The 18,433-nt window shown below is 70.7% G+C and carries 21 protein-coding genes and 1 pseudogene; 14 read left to right on the forward strand and 8 right to left on the reverse strand.

Features of this window, described 5'->3' with window-relative positions; translation table 11 throughout:
• Positions 1–117: 117 nt before the first annotated feature.
• The 8 genes from AB0E85_RS20990 to AB0E85_RS21025 all read right to left on the reverse strand — a co-directional run bounded on the left by AB0E85_RS20990 (position 118) and on the right by AB0E85_RS21025 (position 8,080).
• Positions 118–1,632 carry an ATP-binding protein gene (locus AB0E85_RS20990; protein ID WP_361929225.1) on the reverse strand — a complete coding sequence of 505 codons (1,515 nt, stop codon included), beginning with the start codon at positions 1,630–1,632 and terminating at the stop codon, positions 118–120.
• 28 nt (positions 1,633–1,660) lie between these two features.
• Complete coding sequence (locus AB0E85_RS20995) at positions 1,661–2,122, reverse strand: DUF6238 family protein (RefSeq protein WP_361929228.1); 462 nt, start codon at positions 2,120–2,122, stop codon at positions 1,661–1,663.
• A 100-nt stretch (positions 2,123–2,222) separates the two neighbouring features.
• On the reverse strand, positions 2,223–3,695 hold the full coding sequence (locus AB0E85_RS21000) for an SCO6880 family protein (RefSeq protein WP_361929230.1): 1,473 nt from the start codon (positions 3,693–3,695) through the stop codon (positions 2,223–2,225).
• An 83-nt stretch (positions 3,696–3,778) separates the two neighbouring features.
• Entirely contained in the window at positions 3,779–5,155 is a 1,377-nt protein-coding gene (locus AB0E85_RS21005; RefSeq protein WP_361929233.1) for an ATP-binding protein, read from the reverse strand.
• Positions 5,156–5,191: 36 nt separating this feature from the next.
• Entirely contained in the window at positions 5,192–5,884 is a 693-nt protein-coding gene (locus tag AB0E85_RS21010) for a hypothetical protein (RefSeq protein ID WP_361929235.1), read from the reverse strand.
• Complete coding sequence (locus tag AB0E85_RS21015) at positions 5,884–6,198, reverse strand: DUF6112 family protein (protein WP_361929237.1); 315 nt, start codon at positions 6,196–6,198, stop codon at positions 5,884–5,886. The genes AB0E85_RS21010 and AB0E85_RS21015 overlap by 1 nt, the downstream gene beginning before the upstream one ends.
• A gap of 214 nt (positions 6,199–6,412) precedes the next feature.
• Positions 6,413–6,778: a hypothetical protein gene (locus tag AB0E85_RS21020; protein ID WP_361929240.1), complete on the reverse strand. Its 366-nt coding sequence runs from the start codon at positions 6,776–6,778 to the stop codon at positions 6,413–6,415.
• 174 nt (positions 6,779–6,952) lie between these two features.
• Complete coding sequence (locus tag AB0E85_RS21025; RefSeq protein ID WP_361929242.1) at positions 6,953–8,080, reverse strand: C40 family peptidase; 1,128 nt, start codon at positions 8,078–8,080, stop codon at positions 6,953–6,955.
• 514 nt (positions 8,081–8,594) lie between these two features.
• Between AB0E85_RS21025 and AB0E85_RS21030 the strand changes: the two genes are divergently transcribed.
• The 14 genes and pseudogenes from AB0E85_RS21030 (at position 8,595) to AB0E85_RS21095 (ending at position 18,308) form a co-directional block, all read left to right on the forward strand.
• Positions 8,595–9,350, forward strand: coding sequence for a site-specific DNA-methyltransferase (locus AB0E85_RS21030; protein WP_361929245.1), 756 nt, complete (start codon positions 8,595–8,597; stop codon positions 9,348–9,350).
• A 251-nt stretch (positions 9,351–9,601) separates the two neighbouring features.
• Positions 9,602–10,144 carry a DUF4913 domain-containing protein gene (locus AB0E85_RS21035; RefSeq protein ID WP_361929362.1) on the forward strand — a complete coding sequence of 181 codons (543 nt, stop codon included), beginning with the start codon at positions 9,602–9,604 and terminating at the stop codon, positions 10,142–10,144.
• Positions 10,141–10,626, forward strand: coding sequence for a hypothetical protein (locus AB0E85_RS21040; RefSeq protein WP_361929247.1), 486 nt, complete (start codon positions 10,141–10,143; stop codon positions 10,624–10,626). Before AB0E85_RS21035 ends, AB0E85_RS21040 begins: the two co-directional genes overlap by 4 nt.
• Positions 10,627–10,644: 18 nt before the next feature.
• Positions 10,645–11,343: a hypothetical protein gene (locus tag AB0E85_RS21045; RefSeq protein ID WP_361929250.1), complete on the forward strand. Its 699-nt coding sequence runs from the start codon at positions 10,645–10,647 to the stop codon at positions 11,341–11,343.
• Between the two features lie 25 nt (positions 11,344–11,368).
• Positions 11,369–12,109, forward strand: a complete 741-nt coding sequence (locus tag AB0E85_RS21050; protein WP_361929252.1) for a hypothetical protein — start codon at positions 11,369–11,371, stop codon at positions 12,107–12,109.
• A gap of 147 nt (positions 12,110–12,256) precedes the next feature.
• Positions 12,257–12,604: an SH3 domain-containing protein gene (locus tag AB0E85_RS21055; protein WP_361929255.1), complete on the forward strand. Its 348-nt coding sequence runs from the start codon at positions 12,257–12,259 to the stop codon at positions 12,602–12,604.
• A 96-nt stretch (positions 12,605–12,700) separates the two neighbouring features.
• Entirely contained in the window at positions 12,701–13,183 is a 483-nt protein-coding gene (locus AB0E85_RS21060; RefSeq protein ID WP_361929257.1) for a hypothetical protein, read from the forward strand.
• On the forward strand, positions 13,180–13,623 hold the full coding sequence (locus AB0E85_RS21065; RefSeq protein ID WP_361929260.1) for a hypothetical protein: 444 nt from the start codon (positions 13,180–13,182) through the stop codon (positions 13,621–13,623). The genes AB0E85_RS21060 and AB0E85_RS21065 overlap by 4 nt, the downstream gene beginning before the upstream one ends.
• Before the next feature lie 10 nt (positions 13,624–13,633).
• Positions 13,634–14,047 (forward strand): hypothetical protein, encoded by a 414-nt coding sequence (locus AB0E85_RS21070; RefSeq protein WP_361929263.1) that lies wholly within the window; start codon positions 13,634–13,636, stop codon positions 14,045–14,047.
• A gap of 43 nt (positions 14,048–14,090) precedes the next feature.
• Entirely contained in the window at positions 14,091–14,933 is an 843-nt protein-coding gene (locus tag AB0E85_RS21075) for a helix-turn-helix domain-containing protein (RefSeq protein WP_361929265.1), read from the forward strand.
• Positions 14,930–15,445, forward strand: coding sequence for a regulator (locus AB0E85_RS21080; protein WP_361929268.1), 516 nt, complete (start codon positions 14,930–14,932; stop codon positions 15,443–15,445). Before AB0E85_RS21075 ends, AB0E85_RS21080 begins: the two co-directional genes overlap by 4 nt.
• Complete coding sequence (locus tag AB0E85_RS21085; protein WP_361929271.1) at positions 15,442–16,677, forward strand: MFS transporter; 1,236 nt, start codon at positions 15,442–15,444, stop codon at positions 16,675–16,677. Before AB0E85_RS21080 ends, AB0E85_RS21085 begins: the two co-directional genes overlap by 4 nt.
• Positions 16,678–16,707: 30 nt before the next feature.
• Positions 16,708–17,011, forward strand: a pseudogene (locus tag AB0E85_RS21090) (hypothetical protein).
• Between the two features lie 52 nt (positions 17,012–17,063).
• Positions 17,064–18,308 (forward strand): ATP-grasp domain-containing protein, encoded by a 1,245-nt coding sequence (locus AB0E85_RS21095; protein ID WP_361929274.1) that lies wholly within the window; start codon positions 17,064–17,066, stop codon positions 18,306–18,308.
• Positions 18,309–18,433 lie beyond the last annotated feature (125 nt).

Genomic DNA, 18,433 nt, shown 5'->3' on the forward strand with positions numbered 1-18,433 from the left:
GTTCGGCGGCGGAGAGCGGAGTCTGGACTGCAGGGCGTCGAGAGAGTCGGTCAGGTGGAGAGTGGCGTTGCGGGGTATCAGCTCGCGACGTGGGTTGGAACTCATGGGCTCCTGCTTTCAGTGCATGCGGGCGTCGGTGTCGAAGAGCGCCAGTTCGTGGCTGTGCAGGAGGTGCTGCACGATGAAGGATCGTCCGGCGACTTTCCACAGGCCACGCCCTCGGTTGAGGTGCGCGATGGCGTCCATCTCGACGGAGGTCAGACCGAGCAGGGATGCCGCGGCGTGGAGCTGGTCGGTCTCCTGGCGGTAGATGATCCGGGTGCTGCAGTCGGCGAGGAGTCCTTCGGCCAGGGCCCGGCCTTGTGATCCGGCGTCGCCGGCGGTGAGCAGGTCGGACAGCCGGTGGATGACCATGAGGTTGGCGATGCCGAGGCCGCGGCTGAGCTTCCACTGGGCCTGCATGCGCTGGAGCAGGCCGACGTGCCGCATCAGGCGCCATGCCTCGTCGTACACGATCCAGCGCCGGCCGCCGCTGGGATCGGAGAGGGCGGATTCCATCCAGGCGCTCGCGCAGGTCATCGCCAGGACGAGGGCGGTGTCGTCCCCGGAGCCGCCGAGGCGGGACAGGTCGATGGTGAGCATCGGCGCGTTCGGATCGAATGCGACGGTGGAGGGGGCGTCGAACATGCCGGCCAGGTCGCCGTGGACCAGGCGCCGCATGGCGTGGGCCAGGTCGCGGGCGGCGTCGCCGAGTTGGCCCGACATCATCCCGGCGGCCTCGTCGAGCTCGTGGGGGTTGTTGAGGGCGGCGGCGACGTCGCCGAGGAGCGGGGTGCGGTGCGTGTCGGCGGCGCGGGTGACGACGGCGTCGAGGGCGACGTCCAGGGCGGTGTGCTCCATGGGCATCAGGTCCCGGCCCAGGATGGTGCGTGCAAGGGAGCCGAGCAGGAGCAGGCGCCGCTTGCGGATTTCGCCGACCCAGTCGGCCTCGGCCACGCTCTCCGGGCGCGGGGCCGCGTCCAGGGGGTTCAGGCGTCCGGGGAGTCCGGGCCCGAGGGCGACGGACCGGCCGCCGAGGGCTTCGGCCACCGGAGTCCACTCGCCCTTTGGGTCGCACGGGACGTAGACGCGGTATCCGAAGGCGACCGATCGCAGCGCGAAGGACTTGGCGAGGGCGCTCTTGCCCTGGCCGATCACGCCGGCGAGCAACAGGTTGGGGTTGGTGAAGCCCTCGACTTTGCCGTACAGAGCGAACGGGTCGAAGACGAATGATGCTTCGGCGTGGACGTCGCGGCCGATGTAGATGCCCTCGGCGCCGAGTCCGCCTTCGGCGAGGAAGGGATAGGCGCCGGCCGCGACCGCGGTGGTCATGCGGTGGGCGGGCAGCTTCAGCCGGTTCCCGCGAGAGGAGGCGGGCCCGGGGCGTCCGCTCGGTGGGTAGAGCGGGGCGGGCACCTGGTGCTCGGCGGGCGTGCTTTCGTTCTGGTGGGCGCTGGCTTCGGCGCGGGCTTTGGCGGTGGCCTCGGCGAGCTGGCGGCGGGCGGCCTTGCGGCTGGCGCGGTCGGTGCCGTGGGGGGTGAACAGCGGGCTGGCGGACGCGCGGCGGGCGCGACGGGCGGGCCGGTGGCTCATCGGGGGCCCTCGATTCTGCGGGTGGTGCTCATCGCACGCAGGCCGTGGTGCGCGGGCGGAGGTCGGTGGGGGTGGTTTTGCGGCGGACTACGTGTCCGGCGGCGAGGTGGCGTTGGCAGATGGTCAGCAGGGGCGGACCCTCCGGAAGCCGCTCTGGATGACAGGAGCTCGTCCCGGCGTTGGCCTCGGTTGTGCCAGGTAGCAGGTGGAAGGCGGCGTGGACTTCGGTGGTGGCCTGCCAGAGCCTGGTGTGGGCGGTGGCCAGGTGACGTCCGGCGGCCGGGTGAGGGGGCCGGGTGTGGTCAGCGAGCCGGTCCAGAAGCTGGAGCAGAGCGGTGAGGTGGGCGTGCAGCACGTCAAGGTGCAGACGATCTCCGGGCTTGGGCGTGTCCGCGTCCGACGGCGCCAGGGTCCGTGCGTGGTGGCGGATGCCGGCGCTCGCGGCGCGGAGGTAGGGGTGCGCGTCGTCGGGGCGCGTAGGAGAGGTCAAAGGTGGTGATCCTTCCTGCCGGTAGGCAGGGCAGTGAGGGGCGCCCCGTCGCGGGTGATCCGGAGTGCGGTGGGCCGGGGTGCGCACGGGCGCGGCTGGTTCACAGGGCGGTGCGGGCGAGCGGGAGTGCGGAGAGGGCGAAGGCGTCGGGCTGCTGGTAGTTGAGCCTGCGGAGATCGACTCCGGAGGTGACGGCGTGGGTCTCGATCTGTGCGCAGGCGGCGTCCAGGAGGGCGTCGGTCTCGGCGGTGACGGTGACCAGGCCGGTCAGTGCGACGTCCGCGTGCCCGGCGATGAGCTGGCGTTCGCGGGTTTTGACGTCGGCGTACTCGACGGAGTCCTCTTCGGACTCGACCTGCCCGCGGCGTGCGCGCTCGTTGGCGTCGGCGATGATCGCGGCCTTCTTGCGCTGGACGTCCCGCAGTGCGGACTCGAGCCCCTGCGGCACGTATATAAGGGAGAGGCTGCGGCGCACGCCGGCCGTGAACATCAGCCCGTGCAGGAACCCGGCCCCCATCTCGGTCCTCGGCCAGTTCTCCACCCAGTACGTCGCGTGCCGTGCGCTGTCGGTGGCGAGGCGGTCGTACTCCTCGAACTGCACGACGGGACCGGCGGCTGCGGGGTCGGCTTCGGCGCGGCCGGTCTCGGACCACTGCTGGAGCGCGGCGAGGGCCTTCGGGTCGTAGGCGGTGCGAATGACGGCGGCGATTTCCCGCGCGCTCAGCCAGCCGGTGACCTGAAGACCCGCGTTGCGGGCGGCCTGCGCGATGGACGCGGTGGTCTGCTCCATGACGGTGAACGCCCCGGGCAGCCCTCCGCCGGCCTGGTTGATCAGGCGCCGGGCGGCCTTGAGGTCGAGGGAGATGGCGAGGTAGGTCTCGTGCGGGGCGGCGGCAGGGCCGGCAGAGGAGACCAGCTCGGAGTAGATCTGTCCGGCGACGGGGGTCTGGGGCCGCCCGTTGTGGATCCAGTGGCGGGTGAGGGTGTCGCCCGAGTCGGGGACGGTGCGTTCCAGCACCTGCGCGGTGGCGACGTGCCCGGTGCGGGCGATGCCCGCGAGCGCGCGTCCCCAACTGCTCACGTTGTGGTTCTGGGTGGCAGGGTCGAGGAGGGCGAAGGCGCGGCTGGTGACGCGGGCGATGGCGGTCAGGGTCTGCTGGTGCGGGTCGTGGACGGCTGCGGCGCCGTTGGCGGAGTCGCCGGGGGTGACCACCTTGAGGGAAGCGGCGGTGCCGGGCAGATGGAGGACGCCGTCCCGCCGGGGACGGGTGACGGGCCGAGCGAGCCAGAGGGTCTGGCCGGTGCGGCGACGGTGCGCATACCGGGTGACGATCGGCGCCCAGTCGATCAGGGAGCGGCCGTGCCGGCGGATCGCGACGAGTGCCCCGGATGCCGCCCACAGCGGTGCCAGGGCGACGGCGCCGAGCAGCCCGGTGGAGATCACCGTCATCAGCAGCAGGGCCAGCATGCAGGAGACGAGTACGAGTTGGGGCAGGGAGAGGCCGAGGAGGATGCCGCGGCGGCTCCGGTGCGGGAACTTCACCGTGACCGGGGCGACAGAAAGATCAGTCATGGGGGGGCGGGTCCTGGAGGCGCGGGTGGAACCCGGGGGCAGGAGGTGGCATGCACGTCCCGCCCCCGGGCGTCGGGCAGGGGTCAGAGACCGGTCGGAGGCGGCGGCGGAGCCGACCCGCTCGACGCGGCGTCCTGTGAGCCGGAGGACGGGGGTGCTCCCTGCGGAGGCGGTGTCGTCGTCGGCGGAGTGGTCTGCCATCCGCCGCCCTGGCCGGACGCGGCATTCGCGCCGGATCCGCCAGACTCTGGGGTGCCTCCCACCTGGCCGCCGGTGTCTTCGGACACGCTGGTCGGCGCGGGCTGGACGGCCTTCTCCGAGCCGGACTTGACGGCATCGCCGCCGGGCGAGGCACCCGTTCCGCCGCCCTGCGAACCGTCCTTGCCTTCTCCGCCACCGCCGGTCGGGTTGGCGGCGATGTCGCCGGGGAAACCGCCTCCGGCAGCAGCCTCGCTGCCCAGCGCTGCGGCGCCTGCTCCGGCGGCGGCGCCACCGGTTCCGGCGGTGGCCGCGGCTGCGGCGGTCTTACGGGCGGCCTTCTCGGCGTGAGCCTTGGCCATCTGGGCCCCGGCGCCACCGGCACGGTGGATGGACTCGCCGTCGGTGCCGTCGGCTGCCCAGTGCACGAACTTGAAGACCGCGTACGGACACAACAGCACCAGGACCATGATCACGATGCCGGACATGACGTCGGCGAGCGCGGCGATGCCGTCCTTGGCTTCGGTCTTGCCCATGGCGGCGATACCGAGCACGAAGATCACGGTCATCAGCAGCTTGGAGACGACGAGGGTGGCGGTGGCTTCGATCCAGCCCCTGCGCCAGCGGCGCGCGACCTCCCAGCCACCGCCGGCGGAGGCGAAGACGGCCAACGTGACCATGACGAGGATGCCGACCTTGCGGACCATCATCACGCCCCAGTAGAGGAACGCGCCAATGGCGGCGCCGAGACCGGCGACTGCCGACACGAGCCAGCCCAGTGCGGACAGGCCCGGGATTTGGCCGACCTTCACGATGCGGCGCACAGCCGACTCGATGTTCAGGTTCGCTGTCTTGAACAGGCCGGCGGACAGGGCGTCGACCACTTCGACGGCGACCGTGGTCAGGGCGATGGCGCAGAAGGCGAACAGGACGCCCGACATGGTGCCGGTGAACGCTTGTGTCAGGGCTTGTCCGTCGCGCCTGACGGCAGCTCGGACCAGCTGCGCGCAGAACGTCGCGACCAGCAGAACCAGGCCCAGCGGCAGCAACATCTCGTAGTTGTCCCGGAACCACCCGGCGTTCAGATCGACCTTGGTGGTGGTGTTGACTGCCACGGCCGCCAGGTCGGCTGCGGCGGCTGCCAGTTCACCGGCGGACTTCGCCATCCAGTCGCCCATGGCCTTGGCGGGGTCCGAGGCGAAGTCGACCGCGTCACCGACGGCGCACAGCTTGTCCGCCAGAGGGAAATCACAGAAACCCACGGGGAGTTACTCCTCCATTCTTGTGTCAGGCGCGGGTCACTGCGTGACGCTCGGTGCGATGGCGGCCAGGGTGCAGTCGTGATTCGGGCGGCACTGCACGGCGAGGGTCACGGCCCGTTCCTCGGCCCCTCCGCCGCCCTTCTTCCAGCTGAGCGTCTGTTTGCCGTTGACGGTGACGACGTAGATGTACGCCTCGGTGATCGCGGACGGGTCCTCGGCCAGCGCCTGTTTGAACGCGCCGGGGTAGTGGCCCTCGGTGATGTGGGCGGTGGCATGCTGGTCCTGGTCGGCCATCCGCGACCACAGCACTGGATCGGGTACCTGGCCTGCGACCGAGGTCCAGTCGGCGTACTTGGTCTCGGTGGTCATCCAGGCGCGCATGCCGGCGAGTTGCTGGTCGCGGCTGGTGTCGCGGGTGTCGTAGGACCACAGCATCTGAGCCGCTGCCTTGGCGTAGGCGACTGGTTCGGCGATCTGCGGCGGCTTGGGCACCGACCCGGACCCGGAGGAAGGCTTGGGAGCAGCCTCGGAGTGGGACGGGCCGCCCGTGGGAGCCGGTGGCGCGGCATCCGGAGTCTGCTGGCCGTTGCCACCGCCGGTCAGCAGGGCAACGACCCCGGCGAGGGCAAGCAGAACGGCGACAACGGTGGCGCCGATCGCGATGCGCTGGTTCGTCGACCAGCCCGAGCCGTACGAGGACAGCGAAGCGGAAGGGAAGCGTTTCCGCATCAGTGGACCTGCGATCCCAGGCCGGAGAAGAAGGCCACGATGCCGTTCGCGGCACCCAGACCGAGGGCGGCGCCGGCGGCGACGACGGCGCCCTTCTTCCCGTTGGCCTCGGCCTGGTGACCACCGGTGTGGTGGCCCCAGGCCCATACGCCGAGCGAGACGGCGAGGGCGCCGACGACGGCGATGATCCCGAACATGTTGATGCTGTTGACCACGTTCTTCAGCACGGCGAGGCCAGGCAACCCGCCGCCCTTGGGCGAAATTCCTGGGTCGTAGGCGAGCTGCATGACGCGGTCTGCGAGAGGGACGGACATAGGTGTGGCGGGCTCCTTGCATACGCGGGCCAGGTGAGGGCCGGCGGGAAAAGCGAAGCGGAGGGGGACGTGCGCTCGGGGCGCGAAAGTGGCCGTAGCGGCAGCTTGCCCGGACCTGCGTCGGGCAGAGGCGGGGAGAGTCCTCTCTTCGGGCCGGGGCGCGGCTTCGAAGCCGCCTTTTCGGCTCGGGGCCAGGGAGGGCTGCCGGTGCGTTCTACTTCGGAATCGGCGGCTTCGGCGCCGGGTTCGACTCGTACGGGTTGGCGCAGTCGTAGATCATGTATCCGCGGATCTTCTTGCCGTCGGACTTCCGGGTCACCGTGCCGCGGGTGTACCAGGTCTTCTCTGCGCGCTTGTACGCAAACTGGTTATAGGCGACCTTGTCGTGCCGGTAGGCGATGCCCACGACGGCGGACTTCTTCGAAGGATCCTTGTGGACCTTGACCGCCTTGCACGAGATCGTCGTGTGGCCGGTGTCGTACGCCTGGGCTGTGGAGGCGCTGGCCAGGCCGCCGGCGGCAACTGCGAGGCCGATCGAGCTGGCCGCGAGGGCGCGCCGGACGCGGGAGGGGATTGTCACGTGGATGCTCCGGGGGTTGGGAGATAGAGAGTGGGCCGTTCGACTCGTCCTGCTGGGCGGTTCGTCGGGCGAGACGGCGAGCGCGGAGGGGGTTGGCCTTTGAGCCCGGCTATCGGGCAGACCATTGGCGAGGTCCTGGCGACAGTGGCTCGCGGGCCTGCGGGCTGACCGGGGTCAGAGGACGCGGCGGGCGGCGAGAATGTCCCAGTCCTTGATCGGGGTGATCCGGACCGGTTTGGTGGTGCGCGGCGCCTCGATCACGAGGCCCTCGCCCATGTACATGCCGACGTGCTCGGGCCGGGCGGTGGTGCCGCGGCTGAAGATCAGGTCGCCGGGCTTGAGGTGAGCGGGGGAGACCGCCTTGCCTTCGTTGACCTGCGTGTACGTGGTGCGGGTGAGCGTGATGCCGGCATGGGCGTACGCCTGTTGCATCAGGCTGGAGCAGTCGCAGCGGCCCATGGGGTCGGGGCCGTGTGCGTTCGTGCAGGATCCGCCCCACTGGTAGAGCGTGCCGAGTTGGTGCATCGCCCACTCGATGGCCTTTCGGGCCTTCGGGTCGGCGTCCTTGGGGATCGAGTAGCCCTTGGGGACGCTCCCTTCGGGGATGCGGCCGAAGCCGGAACCGTCCTGGCCCGGCGCGCAGCCGGTCGTGGCCAGCTGCTTGTCCTGGTCCGTGTCCTTGCCTTCCGCGTCATCGCCGGCGCCGGGGAAGGTCTTGGCGATGGCGCTCTGCAGCGCGGTGGCCAGGCTTTCCCACTGCGCATACGCGTCCGGGAGACCGGACTTCTGCACGGCTTGGGCAGCCTGGGTGACGGTCATCTGTTGCCAGCCGTCCACCTTGAGCAAGTGCTTGTAGAACTGCTCGGAGGCGTAGACCGGATCGCGGATCTGCTGGGCGCTGCCCCAGCCCTGGGAGGGACGCTGCTGGAAGAGGCCGAGGGAGTCGCGGTCGCCGTAGTTGAGGTTGCGCAGTCGGCTCTCCTGCATCGCCGTGGCGAGCGCGATGATCTGTCCCTTCTTGGGGACGTCGAGGGAGAGGCCGGCGGCTACGATCGTCTGGGCATTTGGGACCTGCTCGGCGGGCAGGTCCAGGCCCTCGACGTATACGTCTTTGCCGGAGGCGCCGTCGAGGATCTTGGTTACCTGCTCGGCGACCTTGTCGCTGTCGATGTCGGTTAGGCAGCCGCTGAAGGAGCCGCTGCTCTGCACGGCGTCGGCGGAGGAGGCCAGCATCATGCCGGTGCTGGCGATCAGGATCGGGGAGAGGAAGACGACGCCGATGCCGGCGGCGAGCCCCTTCAACCTGAGGGGACCGCTCGCCGGTCAGCGGTTTCGGGCATGGGTGGGTAGCGAGACGTCATGACCGGGTCCTTGGGGGTGAGGTGTCCGGCGTGCCGCGTGCGCGAGGCGTGGTGGAAGGGCGCGGCGGCCGGGGGTGGGCGATCGGAGGCGGGTTGGTGTGGGCGAGTTGCCGCTCGCGCCGTGTGGCCGGGCCGTGAGCTAGGTGTGCCGGGGCAGGGGTACCTCCGTGAGGTGTGGCAGGGGGTAGCCAGCGGCGGTGTGCGCCGGGCGGTTCAAAAACAGTAGGCGCGGATCGGCGGTTGACCAAAAAGTTCGGCGTGAGGTGCCGGAAACCGGCACCTCGGCACGGCACTTCTTGGTCGTCGGCGGATTCGGCTCTACAGTTTTTGGACTCCCCTCGCCTCTCCTCGGTCTGCGGCCCTGGGCTTTTGCATGCCCACTTCCGGCCCGCGAGGACTCCTGTGCGAGGCGGCAGTTCCCTTCCGCGTTTCCGCACCCGAATAGGGGTTCCTCTTTGCCTTTTTCCCTGCATCAGGGCGACGCTCTGGCCGTTCTCTCCGGCCTTCCGGACGGCTGCGTCGACTCCGTCATCACCGACCCGCCGTACAACAGCGGAGGCCGGACCGCGAAGGAGCGCACCACGCGCTCCGCGAAGCAGAAGTACACCTCCGCCGATTCCAAGAACGACCTCGCCGACTTCACCGGCGAGAACATGGACCAGCGCTCCTACGCGTTCTGGCTGACGCAGATCATGACCGAGGCCCACCGGCTGACGAAGACCGGCGGGACCGCGCTGCTGTTCACCGACTGGCGCCAGCTCCCGACGACGACGGACGCGATCCAGGCCGCGGGATGGCTCTGGCGGGGTGTGCTGGCCTGGCACAAACCGCAGGCCAGGCCCCAGAAGGGCCGGTTCACCCAGAACTGCGAGTTCATCGTCTGGGCGTCCAAGGGGCCGATCGACGGCTCCCGGAACCCGGTCTACCTGCCGGGTATGTACTCGGCTTCGCAGCCCTCGGGGTCCAAGCGCCAGCACATCACGCAGAAGCCGGTCGAGGTGATGCGCGAGCTGGTCAAGATCAGCCCCGAAGGCGGCACGGTCCTCGACTTCTGTGCCGGCTCCGGCTCCACGGGCGTCGCCGCCCTGCTGGAAGGCCGGGACTTCATCGGCGTGGAGAAGACCGAGCACTACGCGTCGATCGCGGCCGACCGGCTCACCGAGACGATCCGCGCAACCCTCACGCAGGACGACGTGGTGCTCGCAACCTGAGCCGCGTCCTCTCCTGCCGCCAACGCAACCGGCTCCCTGCTGAGCCGCTGGCGGAGCACCGCCGGAGCGGACGTGTGATTTCGCTGTCCGGTCCGTGCAACGACGCTTTCGCCCTTCTCTTATCCCGTGTCTCGTAGGAGGCCGAACTTTCAATGTCCGCATCCGCAAAGCCCTCTGACGATGGGGAGTTGGAGCCGGTTCGCATTCCGGATCCGCAGTTGGAGGGAATCGAGGCGAGCGTGCGGCGGCTCATGGAGCAGTCGGCGCAGCAGGCGCAGCAGCTCGACCACCTCGCATCCGCGCCGGCGCCGAGCGGGTCACCGTTTGCCGCGTTTGGCATGCCGGGCCTCGGCGGGCCCCCGGTCGCCGCTCCGCCGGAGCCCCGCCCGATTCTGGAACTCGACGGGGAGGAGCGGGAAGACGAACTCGACGCACTCAGCGACTGGGTCGACGACTTCTTCCTCCCGGTCTACGGGGCGGAGGTCACCACCGCGGCGCCCTGGTGCCTGCAGTGGCAGGAGCACGACGACGTCGTGGCCTGGCTCCACGCCCTGTGGCTCGCCTACCAGCAGCACAAGGACCCCGAAGCCGGGCTCTCCGGGCTGTTCGTGTGGCACCGGGACTTCCTCACCCACGCTGTCGCCGCGATCCGCGCGCCGGGCGGACCGCTGTCGGCCTGCATGACCTCCCCCGACCGGCCCGCGCACCGTCTCCTGCCCGGCCCGCCGCCGTCCGTGCGCACCGAGACCGCGGCCACGGAGGAAGCGACCGAGCCGGACGAGCCGACGTCATGACCGGGGGAGCGGGACAGCCCGCCTTCGGACTGAGCTTCGACCCTCGCGCGCTGACCGATCTCCTCCAGGCCCCCAGCGATATTCGGGATCTCACCCTCGTCTACCTGCAGGAAGTGGTGAACGCGCAGCGCTTCGGACAGCGCCTCGACGGCGACCTGGAGGGATTCCGGAAGCTGTTCGTGGACCGCCGCAAGGACTGGCGCGTCGTCTATGGCGTCCGTCCGGCGCCTGCGGAATCCGCCCACCCCAAGGAGATCCACGTCGTCGCGGTCCGGCCGCGTGCGGGCAATGATGTCTACGACGAGGTCGGCCGCCGCCTGGGGATGACCCGCCGGCCGCTGAGCGCTCGGACGCACGCGGCCCGCTCGCGTTCCCCGCAGCTGACCACCCGTCCTCCCGTGCCCCGGCCCGGTCCGCCGCCTGCTGCACTGCCGGGTCTGCCCCGTCCCGCTCCCAACCCTGCGCACCATCCCACCCGCTGAACGCACGGAGCGTCGCCTATGCCCCCTCAACCCGCGCCGACACCCGCCCGGCGTGGGGTCACGCAGCTCGACCACCGCATCGAAGCGGTCACCGGCCACGACATCGACACCCTGTGGGCCTACCGCGACCGCGGCGTCCTCGACGAACCGCACGCCCAGCTGGTCGACCGGCACCGCACGCTGGCCAATGCCCAGATCGGCGTCACCTTCTACCTCAAGCTGCTCAACCGGCTCACGAGCGGTGAGTTCCCTGTCGACGGCGCCCTCTTCGTACGCATCGACCGCACCGTGGACCAGCTGGAGGAAGCCGCCGACGCGCGCGACGCAGCCGCCCAAAAGGTGCTCGCCGCCCTGGAGCCCATTGAGGCCGCCGCCGCAGCATCGACGCCCGACGGAGGACGGCTCTCGACCGATGACCGGGCGGCACTGCTCGCCATCGCCGGCGGTGCCAAGCTCCACGAACACCTGCTGACAGGCCGACTGTCCGTGACCGCCTCCTCCGGCACACGCATCCCCTATCCCCAGATGCAGCAGCTGGAACGCGCCGGCCTGACTGTCCGGGACACCAGCCACCCTGTGCACGCCGGCCAGCCCGTCTCCCTCACCGACGCCGGACGAGCCGCACTGCTCGATGCCCGCCGGACTCCCACGACGCATGCGCCGAAGAGCCCGGCTTGCCCCGGCGCCTCGCCGTCCACTCTCGCGAAGCGGCGCTGAACTCCACCGATCCACCGAAAGGCTCTTGTTGTCCCCCACCGAACCGGCGCCGGCTCGGAAGTCCATCCCTCACGTCGACTTCGAATTGGACGACCTCGACTCCGACGAGGAGAGGTACCTCGACTTCTACCGCAAGGTCGCTGTCCACGAGGACATGCTCGTCCCCCTCGCCGAACACCACGACGGCCCGAACAGCTACTACGTGCTGTTCGACCGCACCGCCACCTGGGGACACCCCGGCATGGCCCAGGTTCTCGCCGTGCATCTGCAACGGGATCACGAGAAGCAGACGTTCAGCTTCGAGCAGGCACCGCTGCCGCTGCCCGCGATGGCGCAGTCCTGGCTCATCCACCGCGGCTGCCCGCCCGACGCCATCGGCCTCGACCCCGAACTGGGCCCGCCACCGGCGGACGAGGCCACGCGAGCGCTGGAGCGACGCCTCGTCGGCGACGGCGACCGCTACGCCATGGGCTACTCCTACACCAGCGACGCCCCGGACGACATGGTCATCGTCGTGGTTCTGCGTGCACGGGACGAGCAAGCCCTCAGCCCGTTCCGCGTGGTGGTCGAGGAGGTCGATACCGAGACGTGGACGCACACCCTGCGGGAGGGCGGCTTCGACACGGCCGGAGAGGCCCTGCAGTGGTGCGACGACCGCCTCACCGGCAAGGCCGGGCCGCTCCCGCCGGTCCGCCCGGCAGCCACCGCCAGCCGCCCGGCAGGTGTAGCGAAGGCCCCTGCCCCCCGGCCCGGCCGTTCTCGCTGAGCGCTATTCCAGTCGCGGGCGGCGCAAGATAGCCGACGATCGCCGGTTAGCCAAACCGGCGATTCTCCGGACTCTTATACAGCCGCCGGGACAACCCCGCGGCGCCCTCCCTTACATTCCCCACGCCTTCACAGAGGTTTCTTCCGCATGCGCTCCACCCGAATTGCCATATCCGCCGCGATGCTCGGCGCACTCGCTCTGCCGGTGCTGTCCGCCACCACCGCCAACGCGGCACCGACCGCCGCCTCCGCTCTCCCCGCGAGCAGCTGCTCGTCCCTCCCGCCGCTGCCGTACGAAGTGCACACCAAGGCCGTGACCATCCGGTCCAAGGCCAGCTCGAAGTCCACGGCGCTCGGCGTGCTCTACAAGAGCCACAAGTTCAGCGTGTCCAAGAAGAGCGGCAACTGGCTCTACATCACGGACAAGACGACCGGCGTCAAGGGCTGGGTCTCCGGCACGTACGTCTACCGCGACGTCCGCATGTGCCTGAACTGACCGGAATCAGCACGCCTCGCTCAGTGGCCGAGGCGCTGAGTACAGCCGCCCCTCGCATTCCCCAGGCATCGGCCTATCCAGAACAGGAGATCCCTTTTGACCGACGGCATATCCGATGAGTCTGCGGATGTCGTGGGCGTGCTCACCGAACGGATCGAGGACCGCTTCGACATGGGCATGGACCAGCTGAGGGCCGCGGTCGACGCCGCTCCGACCGCCAACCCCGACGCCACCGACGTCGTCAAGTGGCACGGCCTTCTCGTCGAGGCCCAGTCCGTGCTGGAGCGCGCGGAGGACGACCTCCTCGCAGCCCTGCAGACCCAGCCCAGCGAGGTCGACGACCCGACGATGGGCCTCGCCCACCGGGTGAACGCCGCCGTCACCGCCCGCGACGGCCGGGCCATGGTCGTACGTTGGCTCCTCGACCCGGACGCTCCGGGAAAGAAGGACCTCGCCGCAGAGCGCCTGGCCCGCCTCCGGCCCCGAAGCGGCCCGGCGGTGCAGACCAGCGTTCCCCACCGTCCCGCAGGGACACCCGCGTCGGCGTCGGCGTGGCGGCCGGCAAGGTCCGCCCGATGAGCCGGGACAAGGCCAGCACCATGGACGACGACCTGCAGAAGGTCTTCGGCAAGCCGGTCCTCGACTTGTATGAGGCGGCTGCCGGCCACGATGCCTCACCCGCGCTCGCCCGTGCCCTGGAGCTGCGCTCGTTCCTGGCGCTCACCGAGGAGCAGGTCGCCCGCGTCCGCGACCGCGTCCACGCCGACATGGATCCGGACCGCAACGTGGGCGAACTGTCGGCGGACAAGCTCCGCTTCGACGCCCAGTGGCTGGAAGCAGCACTGGAGGCTCGCGACGCCTACCGCGCAGCCCTCGGCGAGCTGCTGCGCACCATGCCCCCGCCTGCCCAGCAGGCCCGGCCCATCCGCACGGCACAGCTCAGGGCCACCGCAACCCTGCCCCCGTCCGCCGCCCCGGCACCCCAGCGTGCCGGGGCGGCCCGGGCCCGCCGACCGTGAAAGCCCCCGATTGCCCCACCTCACGTCCACCGACATAGCCGGACGGATCGAGGACCTGTACGGCGCACCGCTCGCCGACCTCGAAGCCCATGCACAGGACCAGCCACCCGGCATGCTCTCCGCCCTGCTCGGCATGCACCGCGCCCTCGCCCTGGCCGAGCGCAGCATCGACTTCCACCGCGACCATCTGGCCCGGCTCATCCACCCCGAGCGGCAGATCGGCCCGCACGAGGTCTCCCACCTCCTGGACGGCACCCGTCGGCTCGCCGAAGCCGTCGCCGTCCGCGAGGCCCAGGCCACGTCGGTCGCCGCCGTCCTGCAGAGCCTGGCCCGCGTCCCGGTCCCGACGTCTGCCTCTCCGACTTCCTCGCCGCCTGCTCCGGCAGCGCCCCTGGTGGCGCAGAGCGCGTCGCACAGCCGCTGACCCGCCAGCGATGCCCCTTTCCTTTCACCCAGGAGTTCCTCCCTTGGCCATCACCGCTCTGCCCCCCGATGCCGACGCCGACATCGCCCGGGTCACCGAGGCCCTCGCCATGATCACCCCGCGCTGGAACGTGAGGATCCTGCTGGCCCTTTCCGGCCCGCCGCTGCGCTACAGCGAGCTGGCGGCCAAGGTGTCCTGGCTGCAGAACGGCCAGCTCCACCCCAAGCTCAGGGCGTTGTGCGACGCCGGACTCGTCGAACGCACCGAACACACCGCACGGCACGTGACCTACGGCCACACCGAGCGAGCCACTGCCCTGCTGCCGGTCCTGCCGATGATCGTCACCTGGGCCGAGGAGCACTTGGAGAAGGCCGACCGTACGCTGGCCGCGATCGAGCAGATCGAGGACAGCCTCACCCTGCTCACCCGGCGCCACGCCGCCGCCATCCTGTGGGTGCTCAAGTCGCGTAAGGAGGTCAGCGGCCGGGTTCTGGCCCGGATCGTGATGCCCAGCAGCGACTGGACCAACATCTATCCGCCGTTGCGCCAGCTCGTGGCCGACGGTCTGGCCGACACCGAGGGCAACGGCCGGCCCTACCGGCTGTCCGCCGCCGGCGACGCCCTGGGCCCCGTCCTCGGCACGCTGTCCGCCTGGTCCGCCGGGCAGCCCCTCGACCAGGCGGCCCGCCACCCCGTCTGGGGGCAGCCGCAGGCCAAGAGCGCGCCCAGGCCGTGGGTCAGCAGCCAGTCACGGCCGGCGCCCGCGGCGCTGCCACCCGCTCGGGCGGTTGGGTCGTCCCCGGCGTGGCACCACCGCGACCTCTTCTCGCACGCCGCCGCCGGCCGCCCGACGGTAGCCATCCCGGCGGGAGGCCCGCGCCGATGAGCACTTCCTTCACCCCTGCCGAAGCGCGTCACGCTGTCGAACTGCTGGCCTCGCGCTCCTTGATCCGTCTGGTCACCGAGATCGACGACAACGGCGCCATACCGCCGCGACGGCTCGCCGGCACCCTGCCCGACCTTTCCGCGCACCAACTGCGCAGTGCATCCGACGCGGCCCGCGCCCACGGCCTCGTCCGGGTCGCGCCCGGCGCCGGTCTGGAACTGACGGACTCCGGAATGGAGCTGGCCGACCTGTACGACGCGCTAGCCCGGTGGGCGCGGCGTCACTCGGTCCCCGCCGCCGTCTGCGAGTTCAGCAGCCGTGTCCGGCATGTCCTCGGCCTGCTGGCACCATCGCTCACCCCCGGGAATGCCGACCGCCCCGGACCCCTGCCTAACGTGCGCCCCATCAGTGTGGAGGCTGAGGCGGACCTGGCCTGTGCCCGCACGTCTCTGATCCAGTGGCTGGTTGGCAACCCCCAGGTGGCCAGAGCCGAGCCCGAGCGGGCCGCGTGAGCGCAGCGGTCACACCCCGGCACGCACGCCACACGGTCGGGCTGATGAGCAGTATCTACCTGCCGCGCACGGCGGATGCGTTGGCGTTCGCGATGTCCACCTACGGCATCCCGTTGCTCGTCTTGGCCACGACTGGCTCCGCCGTGCTGACGGGGGCCGCCTTCGCCCTGGAGTGGATCCCGCGGCTGGCGGCGTTCGGGTGGGCTGGATCGATCGTCGATCGGCGTGGCGCCGCGGTGGTCTTCCACCTCGGCTCCCTGGGACGGGCGGTGGCTCTCGCTGTCGGCGCGGTCCTGCTGTACCTCTACCCGTCCGGTGCTGTGGCGAGCGTGACGGTGATGGTGCTGGCGGCGGCGACCGGTGTGCTCACCGAGTTCAGTTACATCGCCGTCGAGACTGCAGGTGCCGCCGCCGGCCGCCGAGCGGGGCCTCGGGCTCACCGTGTCCAGGCTGTCCTGCTTGGCATCGACCAGACCGCGACCTTGGCCGGTCCGGCGCTCGCTGGCGTGTTGCTGCTCGCCGGACCGCCGTCGATGCTCGCGGTGGTCACCGTGTTCTCGCTGCTCGCCGCGCTGCTCGCGCTGCGCACACCGCCCTCGCCCGTTGCCCCGGCCCGCGCGGCGAAGGGGCGGCCCGGCGCAGGGCTCGTCACGGGGTGGCGCACCATCCGCGCGCTTCCCGCGCTCGGCTGGTTGGTGGCCGGGCTGACCGTGTCCAACCTGTCTATCGGCCTTCTCCAGGCCGCCGGTCCGGTGATCGTCGTCCAGCACTTCGGGCAGTCCACCACGGCCGTCGGCCTGGTGTGGTCCGCCGCAGCGGCGGCCACCCTGGTGGCCGTCACCGTCTGTCGGTTCGTGTTGGACCGCCTGGGCCTGTGGCCAGTGGGAGTCGCCTGCTCTGTCATTGCTTCGCTCGCCTGTCTCGCTGCCGCCCTGGCCCCCGATTACCTGTCCTACCTGGTCATGGTCGCGGTCCTGATGGCAGCCGATGGCGGCCTGGCGGTCGTCCTGCGCACCCTGCGCTTCCGCCTGATCCCCCCAGAGACGTTCGGCAGCACCCTGTCGGCCAGCATCCTCATCCTCCTGCTGCCCTTCCCCGTCGCCGGCGTGCTCACCGCCCTCACCCCGCCCGACGCGCTGGGCCACGTCATCACCGCATGCGCCGCCCTGCAAACCCTCGGCCTGTTCTGCGCCTTCGCCCGCCTGCGCACCGACCCCGCCCTGCGCACCTGACCAGCTGTCCCCAGCCCGTGGAGAACCCTTATGACCATCGCCGCCCTCGGGTCGCACCGAGCGACCGGCCGCACCATTACCGAGCAGTTCCACGCCTTCGATGCCCGCAACCCGCACGTGTACCGCGCTCTGGCACGCATGGCCGCCCGCCGCCTGGCCGCCGGCGCCACCCGGATCAGCCTCAAGGACCTCTTTGAAGACCTTCGCCGCCAACTCCCGTACGGCGTCGTCGGGCTGAACAACAACTTCACCGCTCTCTACGCCCGCCGTCTGATCGACGACCCCCCCCCACTGGGCCGGCGCGTTCGAGCTGCGCCGTCGCCGCGCCGCCTGAGACACCCCCCTTTTTTTCCTGCCCTGTCGTCCCTCGATACGGAGAACTCTTCTTGCCCGCTCGCCCCGTTGTACTTGTCGTCGCTCCCGGAGATGAGAACTACCGCGGCTACTGCCTTGAGCAGGTCGCCGACGCCTACGACGTCGTGCTGCTCACCGGCACCGAACCGTCGTGGGAGAAGCCGCACATCACCGATCACGCCGTCGTGGACCTCAGCGATCCTGCCGCGCTGCTGGCAGGGGGCCGCGCCCTGGCCGGACGCCACGACCTCGCTGGTGTCATGACCTGGGACGAGTGGAGCGTGGTCCCGACCGCCCGCCTCGCGCGCCAGCTCGGCTTGTCCACCACCGCACCCGAAGTGATGCAGGGGTGCCGCAACAAGGCCACCGCTCGCTCGCTGTTCGCCCGCCACGGCGTGCCTTCGGCCGCTTCGGTGAGCGTGCGTAGCCGTCAGGAGGCCGAAGCCGCCGCCGAACGGATCGGCTACCCCGTGGTGCTGAAGCCTGCCTCACACGCGGGTGCCATCGGCGTGCTCCGCGTCGACGACCGTGATCAGCTCACGGCCGCCTACCAGGCAGCCGAACGGACGGCCGGTCAGGGCACCGAGAACACCAGCGTCCTCGTCGAGGAGTACCTCGACGGGCCGGAGATCTCCGTGGAGTGCGCAACCTACCGCGGCGCCACCACGGTGGTCGCGGTCAACCGCAAGACCATCAGCCCTCCGCCGCACTTCGAGCAGCTGGCCCACAGCGTGGACGCCGACGACCCGCTCCTGGAGACCGTCGCGCCGGCCGCCAAGGCGGCGATCAACGCCCTCGGCATCACCGACGGCGTCAGCCACATCGAGATGCGCCTCGTCGACGGCAGACCCCGCCTCATCGAGGTCAACGCCCGCCTCGCCGGAGACATGATCGGCCACCTCGTGCGTCTCGCCACCGGCATCGACCTGCCTCGTGCCGCCGCCGACATCGCCTGCGACCGTGCCCCCGACCTCACGCCCACCAGGTCCTCGGCCGCCGCCATCCGGCTCCTCTACCCGGACACCTCCGGCACCCTCACCCACCTCACCTACGACGGGCCCCGACCGCATTGGCTGGACCGGCTGCACTTCCAGTGCCGCCCCGGCGACCAGCTCCTCCTCCCCGCTGACGGAGGAAACCTGTACACGGGGCGGCTCGGCTACCTCATCACCACCGCCGCCACCGGCCAGCAGGCGCGTGCACGCGCCCAGCAGACCGTTCGTGCCGTCACCGCGGTCCTCGACCGGGCCCCCGGCACCCGCAGTACCAAGGCGTGAGCGCGGTGTCTGCGGCTGACCGGCACAGCCGGACGCTTCTGACCGGGTACTTCCTCGGCCTCGGGGCCATCATGGCGGTGTGGGGCGCCCGGATGCCTGCTGTGCAGCAGGCTGCCCATCTCGGC

This window comes from Streptomyces sp. NPDC029044 (genome assembly GCF_040637495.1).
Taxonomy (GTDB): domain Bacteria; phylum Actinomycetota; class Actinomycetes; order Streptomycetales; family Streptomycetaceae; genus Streptomyces.

Bases quoted from the DNA above. Each gene is read 5' to 3' on its own strand.
- AB0E85_RS20990 (WP_361929225.1), bottom strand. From the start codon at position 1,632: ATGAGCCACCGGCCCGCCCGTCGCGCCCGCCGCGCGTCCGCCAGCCCG.
- AB0E85_RS21000 (WP_361929230.1), bottom strand. From the start codon at position 3,695: ATGACTGATCTTTCTGTCGCCCCGGTCACGGTGAAGTTCCCGCACCGG.
- AB0E85_RS21010 (WP_361929235.1), bottom strand. From the start codon at position 5,884: ATGCGGAAACGCTTCCCTTCCGCTTCGCTGTCCTCGTACGGCTCGGGC.
- AB0E85_RS21015 (WP_361929237.1), bottom strand. From the start codon at position 6,198: ATGTCCGTCCCTCTCGCAGACCGCGTCATGCAGCTCGCCTACGACCCA.
- AB0E85_RS21035 (WP_361929362.1), top strand. From the start codon at position 9,602: ATGGAGCAGTCGGCGCAGCAGGCGCAGCAGCTCGACCACCTCGCATCC.
- AB0E85_RS21040 (WP_361929247.1), top strand. From the start codon at position 10,141: ATGACCGGGGGAGCGGGACAGCCCGCCTTCGGACTGAGCTTCGACCCT.
- AB0E85_RS21045 (WP_361929250.1), top strand. From the start codon at position 10,645: ATGCCCCCTCAACCCGCGCCGACACCCGCCCGGCGTGGGGTCACGCAG.
- AB0E85_RS21055 (WP_361929255.1), top strand. From the start codon at position 12,257: ATGCGCTCCACCCGAATTGCCATATCCGCCGCGATGCTCGGCGCACTC.
- AB0E85_RS21065 (WP_361929260.1), top strand. From the start codon at position 13,180: ATGAGCCGGGACAAGGCCAGCACCATGGACGACGACCTGCAGAAGGTC.
- AB0E85_RS21080 (WP_361929268.1), top strand. From the start codon at position 14,930: ATGAGCACTTCCTTCACCCCTGCCGAAGCGCGTCACGCTGTCGAACTG.